The sequence below is a fragment of the Neisseria sp. HMSC067G12 genome (assembly GCF_001812725.1).
Classification (GTDB): Bacteria; Pseudomonadota; Gammaproteobacteria; order Burkholderiales; family Neisseriaceae; genus Neisseria; species Neisseria perflava.
In genome coordinates this window covers 307,324-321,087 of the sequence record NZ_KV810182.1, presented here as the reverse complement: position 1 = coordinate 321,087, position 13,764 = coordinate 307,324, and the positions used below count along the sequence as shown (strand labels likewise).

Below are 13,764 nucleotides of genomic sequence, written 5' to 3'. Positions count from 1 at the left end.
ACGCTTCAAAAATATTAATTTCTCTCTATTTAATCCCACACACCATGTCCGTCAAAATCCAAACACGTTCCATTAATCCGACTGTTTTTAACGACTTGCTCACTGCCGGTACCGATCCTTTGATTGCGCGGCTGTGTGCTGCGCGTGATGTACAAAGTCCGGCCGAGTTGGACGACAAGCTTGCAGCTCTTTTGCCGTATCAAACGCTGACAAACTGCGAAGCCGCCGCCGGCCGTTTGGCGGATGCGGTTGAGCGTCAGGAAAAAATCCTGATTGTCGCCGACTACGATGCCGACGGTGCGACGGCGTGTTCCGTCGGTATGAGCGGTTTGGCGGCGATGGGGGCGAAAGTGGATTTTCTCGTGCCCAACCGCTTTGAACACGGCTACGGCTTAACGCCCGAGCTGGCTGAAATCGCGGCAGAGCAAGGTGTGGATTTATTGGTGACGGTGGATAACGGTATCGCCAGCATTGCAGGCGTGGCGCGCGCGCAGGAATTGGGTTTGGATGTGATTGTAACCGACCACCATCTGCCTGCCGAGACCGTGCCCGACTGCATCATCGTCAATCCAAACCAAAAAGGCTGCGGTTTCCAAAGCAAAAGCTTGGCGGGCGTGGGCGTGATTTTTTATGTATTAATGGCTTTGCGTGCCGAACTGCGCCGCCGCAATTATTTTTCAGACGGCCTGAAAGAGCCGAATCTGGGCGACCTCTTGGATTTGGTTGCACTCGGTACCGTCGCTGACGTCGTCACTCTAGACCACAACAACCGTATCCTCGTATCGCAAGGTCTGAAACGGATGCGTTTGGGTAAAATGCGCCCCGGTATCCGTGCCTTGTTTGAAGTGGCACGGCGCGATTGGCGCAAGGCTCAGCCTTTTGATATGGGCTTTGCGTTGGGGCCGCGCATCAACGCGGCCGGACGGCTGGACGATATGTCGGTCGGCATTGCCTGTCTGTTGGCGCGAGATAATGCCGAGGCGCAGGAACTGGCGGCGCAGTTAAACAACCTCAATATCGAGCGCCGCGAAATCGAGCAGTCTATGCTGCAAGACGCGCTGAATGCTTTTCCTGAAACCCTGCCTTCAGGTCAGACGACTTTGGTGGCGTATCGCGACGACTTCCATCAGGGCGTGGTCGGCATCGTTGCCAGCCGCCTCAAAGACCGTTTTTATCGTCCTACTATCGTGTTTGCGCCTGCCGACAACGGCGAAGTGCGCGGTTCGGGACGCTCCATTCCCAATCTGCACTTGCGCGATGCTTTGGACTTGGTGTCCAAACGCTATCCCGATTTGATTTTGAAATTCGGCGGACACGCGATGGCGGCGGGTTTGAGCATACTCGAACACAATATCCCCGCGTTTCAGACGGCCTTTGAAGAAGCCGTGCGCGAGATGGTGTGCGAAGACGATTTGTCGCAAACCTTCATCACCGACGGCAGCCTGCCTGCACGCGACATTACGCTGGAACAGGCGCAAAACCTTGCTAAACACGTTTGGGGGCAGGGCTTCGCGCCACCGAGTTTTACTGACGAATTTCATGTTGTCCGCCAGCAGCCGTTGGGTGCGGAAGGCAAACACAAAAAAGTCTGGCTGCAAAAAGACGGCTACGAATTTGAAGCCATGTTCTGGCGTTGCAGCGAAGACATTCCAGAATACATCCGCACGGTGTACCGCCCCGTTGCCAACGAATGGCGGAACAATCTCGAATTGCAGCTTTATATCGACTACTGGGAAGCCGCGTAAGCAAAGGCCGTCTGAAAAATGAAGAAACAAAAACCTTGGCTCGGCTTTTCATTGGCGCTGCTTGCCACCATGACTTGGGGTTCGCTGCCGGTCATCGCACAGCAGGCCTTAAAAGCCGTCGATGTGCCCACGCTGGTGTGGGTACGCTTTTTAGTGGCTTCGCTGGTGTTGTTTGTGCTGTTGGGTTTGACCGGCAAGCTGCCGAGGCCGTCTGAATTTTCCAAGCAAACCTTATTTTTATTGGTGCTGGGTATTATCGGCATTTCTGCCAACTTTGTTCTCGTTGCCATGGGTTTGCACTATATTTCGCCGACAACCACGCAGGTGTTGTGGCAGATCTCGCCCTTTACCATGATTTTGGTCGGCGTAGGCGTGTTTAAAGAAGCATTTACGCACTGGCAAAAAATCGGCTTGATGCTTTTGCTGACGGGTTTGGTCATGTTTTTCAACGACAAATTCGGCGAACTTTTCAGCTTGGGCAGCTACGCGGTTGGCGTGATGATGGCGGCTTCGGGCAGCATGATTTGGGTGTGCTACGGTGTGGCGCAAAAACTTTTGTCCAAACATTTCAATTCGCAACAAATTCTGCTCATGATTTATTTTTGCAGCAGCTTTGTTTTCCTGCCGTTTGCCGAACCGTCTCAAATCGCCCATATCGGCAATCCGTTTTTATGGGGCTGCTTTATCTATTGCTGTTTGAACACGCTGATCGGCTACGGTTCATTCGGCGAAGCGCTCAACCATTGGGACGCTTCAAAAGTCAGTATCGTCACCACGCTGATTCCTGTGTTTACCATGATATTTTCCACCATAGGCCATCATCTCGCCCCCGATTATTTTGCCGCTTCAGATATGAATATCGTCAGCTATGTGGGTGCCATGGTAGTTGTGACCGGAGCCTTGCTGGCGGTGGCCGGAGAGAAAGTAATGGGGCTTTTTTTGAGAAAGATATGAAGCATTTATTGCAAAACAGAATAAAACAAGGCCGTCTGAAACAGGTTTCAGACGGCCTTTTATTTTCTAAATCAGATTAATATGAAACGGCGGATTAATAGAAGCCTTCGCGTTCTTCACGGGTGCTGATGTAGATGTTTTTCACTTGGGTGTAGGCGGCGAGCATCATTTTGTGGGTCTCGCGGCCAATACCTGAAGTTTTGTAGCCGCCAAACGGCGCGCCGGCAGGCAGGCGGTTGTAGCAGTTTACCCAAACGCGGCCGGTTTCCAATGCATTGGAAACGCGCAGGCAGCGGTTGATGTCGGTACTCCAAACTGCGCCGCCCAAGCCATATTCGCTGTCGTTGGCCATTTTGATGACTTCTTCTTCGGTTTTAAATTTAATCACGGTAGCAACCGGGCCGAAGATTTCTTCTTGGGCAACGCGGGCTTCGTTGCTGCTGGCTTCAATCAAAGTAGGCTCGACAAATTCGCCTTTGCCCAATTCGCCTTCGATTTTTTTACCGCCGGTAATGATGCGGCAGCCTTCTTGTTCGCCGATTTTGACGTATTTCAAAATAGTCTCGAGTTGACCGGCATTGACTTGAGAACCCATTTGGGTGTCGTCTTCCCAAGGCAGGCCGACTTTGATTTTTTTGAATTCTTCAGCCAAAGCATTGACGAATTTGTCGTAAATGCCTTCTTGTACAAAAATGCGCGAACCGGCGCAGCACACTTGGCCTTGGTTGAACAAAATACCTTTTTGCGCGCCTTCGAGGGCTTTGTCGAAAGGCATATCGTCGAAGAAGATGTTGGCAGATTTGCCGCCCAATTCCAAAGTGGACGGAATCAGCAATTCGGCGGCGGCGATGCCGACGCGGCGGCCGACTTCGGTTGAGCCGGTAAAGGCCAGTTTGTTGAAGCCTTTGTGGTGTAGCATGTATTCGCCGGATTTGGAACCGCGGCCGGTAATCACGTTCAACACGCCTTTAGGCAGTAAGTGGTTGATTTTTTGAGCGAGGGACAACAGGCTCAATGAAGTGCTGGAAGAAGGATGGATGACGATGGTGCAACCTGCGGCCAATGCCGGAGCGATTTTCCATGCGGCCATCAAGAATGGGAAGTTCCAAGGAATGATTTGGCCGACAACGCCGATCGGTTCGCGCAGGACGATAGACAAGTCTTCGGCATCAAGTTGGGTCGCAGTGCCTTCTTCGCCGCGGATCACGCTGGCGAAATAGCGGAAATGGTCGGAAGCCAAAGGCACGTCGGCGGCGCGGGTTTCGCGGATCGGTTTGCCATTGTCCAAGGTTTCTTGCAGGGCAAACAATTCGGCATTTTCGTCGATCACATCGGCGATTTTGTTCAAAATGGCTGCGCGTTCGGCAGTCGTGGTTTTGCGCCATGTTTTGAACGCTTCTTGCGCAGCGGCTACGGCAGCATCGACATCGGCATCGGTTGCGTCTGTGAACTTGGCCAACTCATCGCCATTAGCAGGGTTGTAAGAGGATAAAAGTTTGCCTTCGCTACCTTTCGTCCATTCGCCGTTGATTAAAAGACCATATTCTTTATCAAACACATTTAAATCTTTTGCCATAATGCTGTCTCCTTAATGAATGGGAAGGCGTGTTTCTGCGCCATAAAAACAGCTTATGCTTTTTTCTTTTTAAGTTCAAGTACTAAAAATGAGAATATTCTCAAAATTTACATTTGCAATGTTGTCTCATGTAGCAGGCCGTCTGAAAATAAAGGATTTTATTGAAATGAAAGTGCATTTGTTAATATATTTAAAGATTTATACGGGTTAAATAGATTTTGTTATGGTATAACATTATAAATCATTGTTTTAAAAAAGATTATGGGTTGACGGCTTCAGATATGGGGAGTATTCTCATTCATAGCTAAACAGTTTTTAACACCCTAGGAGACTCTCTTATGAAAATGCATGCTGTGGTAGTAAATAAAGATGTAGCAGGTGATGTAGAAGTTGTTGAACGCGAACTGCGTCCGCTGGAATACGGCGAGGCGTTAGTGGAAGTTGAGTGTTGCGGCGTGTGCCACACCGACTTGCACGTTGCGGCAGGCGATTACGGCGACAAACCGGGTCGCGTGTTGGGACACGAAGGCATCGGTTTGGTTAAAGAAGTTGCTGACGGTGTGAAAAATCTGAAAGTTGGCGACCGTGTTAGCATCGCATGGTTGTTCCAAAGCTGCGGTTCTTGCGAATACTGCAATACCGGCCGCGAAACCTTGTGCCGCTCTGTATTGAACGCAGGCTATACTGCCGACGGCGGTATGGCGACCCACTGTATCGTGAGTGCCGATTATGCGGTCAAAGTCCCTGAAGGCTTGGATCCTGCGCAAGCTTCGAGCATTACTTGTGCCGGCGTGACCACTTATAAAGCGATTAAAGTTTCCGGCGTTCGTCCGGGTCAATGGATTGCGATTTACGGCGCAGGCGGTTTGGGCAACTTGGCGGTTCAATACGCGAAAAAAGTGTTTGGCGCGCATGTCGTCGCCATCGACATCAACGATGAAAAACTGGCATTCGCTAAAGAAAGCGGCGCAGATTTAGTCATCAACGCCGCCAAAGAAGATGCCGCCAAAGTGATTCAGGAAAAAACCGGCGGTGCACACGTAGCCGTTGTTACCGCCGTATCCGCCGCCGCGTTCAACTCCGCTGTGGACTGCGTCCGCGCAGGCGGTCGCGTCGTCGCCATTGGCCTGCCGCCCGAATCTATGAACCTGTCCATCCCTCGTCTGGTCTTGGACGGCATCGAAGTGGTCGGCTCTTTGGTCGGTACCCGCAAAGATTTGGAAGAAGCATTCCAATTCGGCGCAGAAGGCTTGGTTGTGCCTAAAGTCGAGTTGCGTGCTTTGGATGAAGCGCCTGCCATCTTCCAAGAAATGCGCGAAGGTAAAATTACCGGCCGTATGGTGATTGATATGAATAAAGAGTGCAGCTGCATTCATCACTAATCAAATGATTCAGTGACAAAAAGGCCGTCTGAAACTTTTCAGACGGCCTTTTTTATTGGACTGGATAACTTACAGCGTAAAGCCGCTTTCAAATGCGCGGATTTCTCCGCTGACAGGATCGGTAAACTCTATTCTTTTGGCCAGAAGTTTTAAAGGCTTTTCATAGTCTTCATCACCGGCTGCCAATGGGGTAGGGTAAAGCGCATCGTTCATCAGCGGCATATTCAAACTCATCATATGCACGCGCAGCTGGTGTTTCTTTCCGGTATGCGGCGTGAGGCGGTAGAGGCTGAATGCGCCGCGGTTTTCGATAAGTTCGATGGTCGTGTGGGCGTTGGGTTCTCCTTCCGTTTCCCGCGTGAGAAAGAATTTTTCGCCGCGTTCCATTCGGGACGAAATATCCAGCGGATAGTCCAAATCCGTCCTCGTCGGCGCCACCGCTTCATAGGTTTTTCGGACGTTTTTTTCTTGGAACATGGTCTGATAGTCGCGACGCGTGGCAGGGTTGAGCGAAAGCAGCATAACGCCAGCCGTATCTTTATCCAAGCGATGAATCGGCGTAATGTCTTCAACATTCAAATACTGCAATTCAGGCCGCAGACGTAGGCGCGTGAGCAAGGTTTCTCGCAAAAACCTGCCGCTGGGGATGACGGGCAGAAAATGCGGTTTGTCCACCACAATCAAATGCTCGTCAATATGCAAAATCTTTTCTTCAAACGGAATACGCGGCTCGCTCTCACGGCTGGTTTCACGGTAATAAAACATCGTCTTGCCGGGCTCAAACAAAGTATTTTCATCAAACGGTACGCCATCCGCACCCACCACAAAACCGCTGTTCAGCCGCCGTCGCCAGTTTTCTTCGCCGACAAAGGGAAAATGAGCGCATAAAAAATGCAGCAGAGGCAAGCCGTAAAATTGCTTTTTATGTGGCAAAACTAAGTAGCTGGGTTTGACACCGTCTAAAAGGGGTAGGGGACTAGTACGTTTTTTCATGCGGCGGATTGTACTCGTTTTTTAGGATTTTTTCAGACGGCCTTGTTTATATGGAAAATAAACTTCTAATAACGGATATGTAGTGATGCCGGTTTTGTGCTTAAATAGATTCTTCAACCGACCAAAGAAACTGGTTTTGTTTGAACTTGCTTTTGTGGCATAAATTAAAGAAATGATAAAGAAGCAATATTTGAGAAAAGGAGAATATTATGCAGAGAAAAATCGGCATAATCATCATGTTATCCGCGTTTTCCGTATCCGCTATGGCGGGAGGGGAAGTTCGGCTTGGCAAGAGTAAGGCATACGATAATGAGTATGAACTTGTGGCAGAGCATGAAGTCAATGAAGAAGGTTCACAATTAAATCAAGATGAGTATGCCGCACATCCAATACGCAACGATAGCGGCGTCATGCAGTCAGGGAAAGTGGCTTCAGGCAGACAAGCTGTTTCCCAATACGGAAAACCTAATTTGCCGCCTGTCCGCTTAAATCCGCATCCTTCACGACCTTGATTTCAAAATCAAAGGGCTGCTCCATTTGTTTGGGCAGCCCTTTTGTTTTGTCGGCTCACTCACATTTTTGTTTGCGCAAAACAAGTTTGTAATCGGTTTTGATGCCGGTTTGATCGCCAATCATCTTAAAATCATCTATCAAACAACGGTTTTCTGTACATTTCAACGTGAAATCTGCACCGACCCTATGGCCGTCAAATTGTTTAAATGTTGCCCGGACGGTATGGGGAGAAGTGACTTTGACTTGCAAGGTTTTATGGAAGTTATCAGGATGATCTTGACCAAAGCCTAAGTAGTAATGTATCGGCATGTCACATCCCATCTCCATATCGGGTTGCTTACGGATATTTGTGTCGAATTTATTGAATTGTCGGATGATTTTTTGTAGTTCAGGCGTAGTAACACGATTATGTTCAGAGCCTAAATCCACTTTAGACAGATAAACCTTTTTGACTAAATCTATTTTCGTTTGATTGTTTGTGGCGTTATTTGCAGCCGTCGCTTGTGAGGGGAAGATAGTAGTTAACAAGCCGATAACAAAAAGAGAGTGCAGTGTTTTTATGATGTGCATATGGACGGGATGAAAAGAATCCAAGTATAACGGCATTGAATCTATATTGAATATGTCTCTAAGAAATTTAAGTTGAAAAGCAGGGGAAGTGTTGGAATCATTGAATATGATTCTGTAATCTGCTTTACAGGCCGTCTGAATGCGAAAACCAATTTTCAGACGGCCTTTTGATTTGTTTCCAACCTCACAAACCCTTAAAAATCAGCTATAATGCCCAACTATTTGATTTTCGCTTATCCCATATTGAAATGGCACAAAAAATTCAATCTGTAAAAGGTATGAACGACCTTTTACCTGTCGAACAAAAAGATTTCAAACTGACGGCTGCGTTTTGGCAGGCGTTTGAAGATACGGTCGGCCGTTGGACACGCGCTTACGGCTATCAGCAAATCCGTACGCCGATTGTCGAGCAAACCGGTTTGTTTGTCCGCTCCATCGGCGAGGAAACCGATGTGGTCGGCAAGGAAATGTACACCTTCTCCGATTCAAACGATTCTTTGAGTTTGAGCTTGCGTCCTGAAGGTACGGCTTCTTGTCTGCGTGCTGTGGTTGAACACAATCTTCTCTACAACAGCCCGCAAAAGCTGTGGTATATGGGGCCGATGTTCCGCCGCGAGCGTCCGCAAAAAGGCCGTTATCGTCAGTTCCATCAGGTTGGTATCGAGGCTTTGGGTTTTGAAGGGCCGGATATTGATGCGGAAATTATCGCGATGTCTGCCGACTTGTGGGAAAAATTGGGTATTCGCGAATACCTGACTTTGGAAATCAACAGTTTGGGCAACCGTGAGGAACGCGCGGCACACCGTGCGGCATTGGTTGAATATCTGACCCGTTATGAAGATAAATTGGACGAAGACAGCAAACGCCGTCTGAAAACCAATCCTTTGCGCGTTTTGGATACGAAAAACCCTGATTTGCAGGAAATCTGCAATGCGGCGCCACGTTTGGTGGATTATTTGGGCGAGGCTTCGCAAAACCACTATGCACGCTTCAAGGCGATGTTGGACGGTTTGGGTATTCAATATATTGAAAATCCGCGCTTGGTACGCGGTTTGGATTACTACAATCAGACGGTTTTTGAGTGGACGACCGACAAACTCGGCGCGCAAGCGACTGTGTGCGGTGGCGGCCGTTACGATGGTTTGATTGAAGAGCTTGGCGGCAAACCTGCGCCGTCTATCGGCTTTGCAATGGGTATTGAGCGCCTGCTGCTTTTGGTGAGCGAATACGGCTCTCTGGAAGTGAACGCTGCGCCTGATGTCTATGCAATGCACCAAGGCGAAGGTGCGGACTTGCAGGTGATGAAATACGCGCAAGCCTTACGCGCACAAGGCTTCAATGTGATGCAGCATTCCGGCTATCAGAGCCTGAAAGCGCAAATGAAAAAAGCAGACAACAGTGGCGCAAGCTTTGCCCTGATTGTGGCTCAGGATGAGCTGGCAAACGGTACGGTTACCCTGAAAGATATGCAGGGCAAACACGAACAGAAAACCGTTGCCGCCGCTGATTTGACAGACACTTTACAACAATGGAAGAACGCATAAATGGCAGCCCATTTGGAAGAACAACAAGAGTTAGACAACTTTAAATATTTTTGGAAAAAAACCGGCCGTTGGATCTTTGCCTTGCTGATTGTGGCGGCTTTGGGGTATTTGGGTTACACCATTTACCAAGGCCAAAAAGCTTCAAAAGATCAGGAAGCCGCCGCCGTATTGGCGCAAATGGTGGAAAAGGCGCAGCAAAAAACCGACCAAAAAGCCATCAACGCCGATTTGGCCGAATTGCAAAAAAACTATCCTGATTCCATTTCGACAGCCCAAGCCACTTTGATGGTAGCGGCGACCGAGTTTGATGCCGGCCGTTATGATGTGGCGGAAGGTCATTTGAATTGGGTGTTGAAAAACCAAAATGCACCGCTGGTTCAAGCTTTGGCAGCGCAACGTTTGGGCGTTGTCCTGTTGCAGCAGAAAAAATACGATGCCGCCATCAATGTCCTGAATACTCAGGTTGAGGCTGATTTCGAGCCTTTGATGCTGGAAACCAAAGGCGATGTTTACGTTGCCCAAAATAAAACCAAAGAAGCCGTACAAAGTTACGAAGCTGCTTTGAGCAAAATGCCGCAAACCGCAGTAGGCCGCGAATTGCTGCAAATGAAAATCGACAGCTTGAAATAAGTTTGTTTGAAATCAAGGCCGTCTGAAGTTGCAATGACTTTTCAGACGGCCTACACTTATCCTTATCAACCGTGTTTTTAAAACACCTGCTTGTGTTCCGCTCCCGTTTTTAGGCGGCACTTGACACAGAAAGACTCAATTATGAAACCAACCATCGCGCTTGTCGGCCGCCCCAATGTCGGCAAATCTACTTTATTCAACCGTTTGACGCTCACCAAAGACGCGCTCGTGCATGACTTGCCCGGCCTGACGCGTGACCGCCATTACGGTCATGGCAAAGTCGGCAGCAAACCTTATTTGGTCATCGATACCGGCGGTTTTGAGCCGGTTGTCGATAGCGGCATTTTGCACGAAATGGCAAAACAAACCTTGCAGGCTGTCGATGAAGCCGATGCGGTTGTGTTTTTGGTGGACGGCCGCACCGGTTTGACGCCGCAAGACAAAATCATTGCCGACCGTTTGCGCCAAAGCCCACGCCCCGTTTATTTGGCCGTGAATAAAGGCGAGGGTGGCAATAGGGCTGTACTTGCAGCCGAGTTCTACGAACTTGCCTTGGGCGACCCTTATGTTATCTCAGGTGCGCACGGCGATGGCGTGTATTATTTGATTGAAGATATTTTGGAAACCTTCCCTGAGCCTGAAAAGGAAGAGGAAGAAGCGAAACATCCTGTTTTTGCTGTAATCGGCCGTCCAAATGTCGGTAAATCGACCTTGGTAAACGCCATTCTCGGCGAAGAGCGCGTGATTGCCTTCGATATGGCAGGCACGACGCGCGACAGTATCCATATTGATTTTGAACGTGAAGGCAAACCGTTTACCATCATCGATACTGCAGGTGTGCGCCGTCGTGGCAAAGTGGATGAAGCGGTGGAAAAGTTCTCCGTTATCAAAGCCATGCAGGCGGTTGAAGCGGCAAACGTTGCAGTTTTGGTATTGGATGCGCAACAAGATATCGCCGACCAAGATGCGACGATTGCAGGTTTTGCTTTGGAAGCAGGCCGTGCCTTGGTCGTAGCGGTCAATAAATGGGACGGCATCAGCGAAGAGCGCCGTGAGCAAGTGAAACGCGATATCAACCGCAAACTGTATTTCCTTGATTTTGCTAAGTTCCACTTTATTTCTGCATTGAAAGAGCGCGGTATAGACGGTTTGTTTGAAAGCATTCAGGCTGCCTACAACGCGGCAATGATTAAGATGCCGACGCCGAAAATCACGCGCGTATTGCAAAGCGCGATCGAGCGTCAACAGCCGCCGCGTGCTGGCTTGGTGCGTCCGAAAATGCGTTATGCCCACCAAGGCGGCATGAATCCGCCGGTGATTGTGGTACACGGTAATTCGCTACACGCCATTTCTGACAGCTATACGCGCTATTTGACCCAAACGTTCCGCAAAGCCTTCAATCTGCAAGGTACGCCGCTCAGAATTCAATACAATGTTTCGGAAAACCCGTATGAAAATGCGGAAGACAAACCGAAGAAAAAACCGCTGCGCCGTGTCAGCTTGAGCAACCGTATTGAGAAACGCGAAGGCCGCAAGGAAGAGAAAAACCGCTTCAAGAAGAAAACCAAAGTCAGCGTGAAAAAACAATTCAGCAAATAAGCATAAAGGCCGTCTGAACAATTTCAGACGGCCTTTTTTTAATGAAAAACAGCTCGTTAGAGCTTCATGGCATATTTTCGATAGGATTTGCCGAATTTTAAAAAACATCCAATTTGGATTTGGGATTGTTGTGAATATGGAAATGAAACAGTCGGTTTGACGTGAAGTTCCCTTATTGCTGGATTCCTAAATGGTGTGATAGAAAAAAATAGTTGGTAATTTATCCTATTCGGGGCTACAATCCCATCAAACGCCGATTTTGGCGTCTTTACAATCATAATAATGGAGCTCAAGAATATGACAGCTAAAGGACAAATGTTACAAGATCCTTTTTTGAATGCGTTGCGTAAAGAGCACGTTCCGGTTTCGATCTACTTGGTAAACGGCATCAAGCTGCAAGGCCAAGTGGAATCATTCGACCAGTACGTTGTTCTGCTGCGTAATACTTCCGTCACTCAAATGGTTTACAAACACGCTATCTCAACAATCGTTCCTGCACGCGCAGTCAGCCTGCAACACGAAAACAAACAACCTCAAGCCGCTGCCGCAGCTGCTCCGGTTCAAGTTGAGACTGTGCAACAACCTGCCGAATAAATGATGTAACGCATTCCTGTTTTTCAATACCTTACCGCTTTTGCGGTAGGGTATTTTTATTTTCAGACGACCTTTATCATGCTGCTTGAAAACATTCTTCCCTTTGCCCACTCCCTGTTACGACAAGCCTTAAAAGCAGGCGGCCACGCTTTGGATGCAACGGCCGGAAACGGGCATGATACTTTGCTGTTGGCGCAATTGGCTGGCGAAACGGGTAGAGTGTGGGCTTTTGATGTGCAACCCAAAGCATTGGCGCAGACTCAAGGCCGTCTGAAAGAAAACGGCGTAGATGGTCGGGTAGCCCTGATACATGACGGCCATGAAAACCTTTTGTCTTATATCGACGAGCCTTTAGATGCCGCAGTATTTAATTTCGGTTGGCTGCCGGGAGGCGATAAAAGCTGTACAACTGAAGCAGCAAGCAGTATCCGTGCGCTGACGGATACTTTGGGTTTGCTGAAAGAGGGCGGGCTTGCCGTGGCGGTATTGTATCCTGGACATGAAGCCGGCCGAATAGAGGCTGAAGCGATTGTGCAATGGACGGAAACTTTGCCGCAGGAAGCCTTTGCCGTGTTACGCTATGGCTTTGTCAACCGCCGCAATGCGCCTCCCTATCTGCTGGCGATTGAAAAGTTGCGTCAGAAATAGATGTTTGCGGTAAAATAGCTGCTTTGTTTTTCAACCCTCAACATAAGAAACTGCCATGCAATATCTGTTTGTAAAATACAGCCATCAGATTTTCGTTGCCATTACCATCCTGTTGTTCAACATCCGTTTTTTCCTGCTCTGGCGTCATCCTGAGAAACCGTTGGCAGGCATTTGGAAAGCCATGCCGCATTTGAACGACACCATGTTGCTGTTTACCGGCTTGTGGCTGATGAAGATTACCCATTTTTCGCCGTTCAATGCGCCGTGGCTCGGCATGAAAATCCTGCTGTTGCTGGTTTATATTGTGTTGGGCATGATTATGATGCGTTCGCGTCCGCGTTCGCCGAAATTCTATATCGTCTACGTTTTGGCCATGTCGTGTGTTGCCACGATTGTTTTCCTTGCCAAAACCAAAACGCTGCCGTTTTAAAAGAGGCCGTCTGAAATGTATCCGCATTTTGCCGTTATTGCTTTGGGCAGCAATCTTGCCAATCCTGCCGAACAGGTTCGCGCAGCTTTGGCCGAATTGGACGTGCATCCGCATATCCGGCTCGAAAAGGCTTCTTCCTTGTATTTGACTGCGCCGGTCGGCTATGACGATCAGCCCGATTTTGTGAACGCCGTTTGTACCGTGAAAACTTCATTGGACGGCGTGGCGCTGTTGGCAGAGTTAAACCGCATCGAGGCCGAATTTGGGCGCGAACGTACTTTCCGTAATGCGCCGCGCACTTTGGATTTGGACATTATCGATTTTGACGGTATTCGCAGCGATGACCCTCATCTGACCTTGCCGCATCCGCGCGCGCATGAGCGCAGTTTCGTTATGTTGCCTTTGGCCGAAATTCTTCCGGATTTCGAGTTGGGCGAGCATGGCCGTGCGGCTGATTTGGCTCAGGCTTTGGGCGGGCAGGGTATTCGCCTGTTGAAAGAATAAGGGCCGTCTCAAAAACGGACTAAAACAAGAAAGGGCGTGTTGGACACGCCTTTTTTACTATAAAATATTGTTGGGAAACACA

General features: G+C 48.9%; 14 protein-coding genes. 11 read left to right on the top strand and 3 right to left on the bottom strand.

The features are described from left to right. Positions 1 to 44: 44 nt before the first annotated feature. Positions 45 to 1,745, top strand: a complete 1,701-nt coding sequence (gene recJ, locus HMPREF2871_RS01605; RefSeq protein ID WP_049344068.1) for a single-stranded-DNA-specific exonuclease RecJ — start codon at positions 45 to 47, stop codon at positions 1,743 to 1,745. A gap of 18 nt (positions 1,746 to 1,763) precedes the next feature. Then, complete coding sequence (locus HMPREF2871_RS01600; RefSeq protein WP_070629742.1) at positions 1,764 to 2,699, top strand: DMT family transporter; 936 nt, start codon at positions 1,764 to 1,766, stop codon at positions 2,697 to 2,699. Positions 2,700 to 2,793: 94 nt separating this feature from the next. On the opposite strand, the gene HMPREF2871_RS01595 is transcribed toward HMPREF2871_RS01600, so the two are convergent. Then, a complete protein-coding gene (locus HMPREF2871_RS01595; RefSeq protein WP_049344070.1) occupies positions 2,794 to 4,275 on the bottom strand; it encodes an aldehyde dehydrogenase family protein in 1,482 nt (493 codons plus the stop codon). A 338-nt stretch (positions 4,276 to 4,613) separates the two neighbouring features. Here HMPREF2871_RS01595 and adhP point away from each other — a divergent pair, with 338 nt between their 5' ends. Beyond that, positions 4,614 to 5,657: an alcohol dehydrogenase AdhP gene (gene adhP, locus HMPREF2871_RS01590; protein WP_079453977.1), complete on the top strand. Its 1,044-nt coding sequence runs from the start codon at positions 4,614 to 4,616 to the stop codon at positions 5,655 to 5,657. A gap of 69 nt (positions 5,658 to 5,726) precedes the next feature. On the opposite strand, the gene HMPREF2871_RS01585 is transcribed toward adhP, so the two are convergent. Then, positions 5,727 to 6,650: an RluA family pseudouridine synthase gene (locus HMPREF2871_RS01585; protein ID WP_049344072.1), complete on the bottom strand. Its 924-nt coding sequence runs from the start codon at positions 6,648 to 6,650 to the stop codon at positions 5,727 to 5,729. Between the two features lie 209 nt (positions 6,651 to 6,859). Between HMPREF2871_RS01585 and HMPREF2871_RS01580 the strand changes: the two genes are divergently transcribed. Next, entirely contained in the window at positions 6,860 to 7,162 is a 303-nt protein-coding gene (locus HMPREF2871_RS01580; protein WP_004519429.1) for a hypothetical protein, read from the top strand. A 55-nt stretch (positions 7,163 to 7,217) separates the two neighbouring features. Here HMPREF2871_RS01580 and HMPREF2871_RS01575 read toward each other — a convergent pair whose 3' ends face one another. Continuing rightward, positions 7,218 to 7,733 (bottom strand): hypothetical protein, encoded by a 516-nt coding sequence (locus HMPREF2871_RS01575; protein WP_004519431.1) that lies wholly within the window; start codon positions 7,731 to 7,733, stop codon positions 7,218 to 7,220. A 248-nt stretch (positions 7,734 to 7,981) separates the two neighbouring features. Between HMPREF2871_RS01575 and hisS the strand changes: the two genes are divergently transcribed. From hisS to folK, 7 genes are all read left to right on the top strand, one after another. Continuing rightward, entirely contained in the window at positions 7,982 to 9,277 is a 1,296-nt protein-coding gene (gene hisS, locus HMPREF2871_RS01570; RefSeq protein WP_049335487.1) for a histidine--tRNA ligase, read from the top strand. Continuing rightward, positions 9,278 to 9,907, top strand: a complete 630-nt coding sequence (locus HMPREF2871_RS01565; protein ID WP_049335489.1) for a YfgM family protein — start codon at positions 9,278 to 9,280, stop codon at positions 9,905 to 9,907. 141 nt (positions 9,908 to 10,048) lie between these two features. Next, the gene (gene der, locus HMPREF2871_RS01560) at positions 10,049 to 11,506 is read left to right on the top strand and encodes a ribosome biogenesis GTPase Der (RefSeq protein WP_049335490.1); all 1,458 of its coding nucleotides are present in this window, start codon (positions 10,049 to 10,051) and stop codon (positions 11,504 to 11,506) included. Between the two features lie 297 nt (positions 11,507 to 11,803). Continuing rightward, a complete protein-coding gene (hfq, locus tag HMPREF2871_RS01555) occupies positions 11,804 to 12,100 on the top strand; it encodes an RNA chaperone Hfq (RefSeq protein ID WP_036493792.1) in 297 nt (98 codons plus the stop codon). Positions 12,101 to 12,178: 78 nt separating this feature from the next. Beyond that, positions 12,179 to 12,748 (top strand): tRNA 5-(aminomethyl)-2-thiouridylate-methyltransferase MnmM, encoded by a 570-nt coding sequence (locus HMPREF2871_RS01550; RefSeq protein ID WP_049344076.1) that lies wholly within the window; start codon positions 12,179 to 12,181, stop codon positions 12,746 to 12,748. Positions 12,749 to 12,803: 55 nt separating this feature from the next. Beyond that, a complete protein-coding gene (locus tag HMPREF2871_RS01545; RefSeq protein ID WP_003681989.1) occupies positions 12,804 to 13,178 on the top strand; it encodes a SirB2 family protein in 375 nt (124 codons plus the stop codon). A 15-nt stretch (positions 13,179 to 13,193) separates the two neighbouring features. Then, the gene (gene folK, locus HMPREF2871_RS01540) at positions 13,194 to 13,682 is read left to right on the top strand and encodes a 2-amino-4-hydroxy-6-hydroxymethyldihydropteridine diphosphokinase (protein WP_049335494.1); all 489 of its coding nucleotides are present in this window, start codon (positions 13,194 to 13,196) and stop codon (positions 13,680 to 13,682) included. Positions 13,683 to 13,764: the final 82 nt, after the last annotated feature.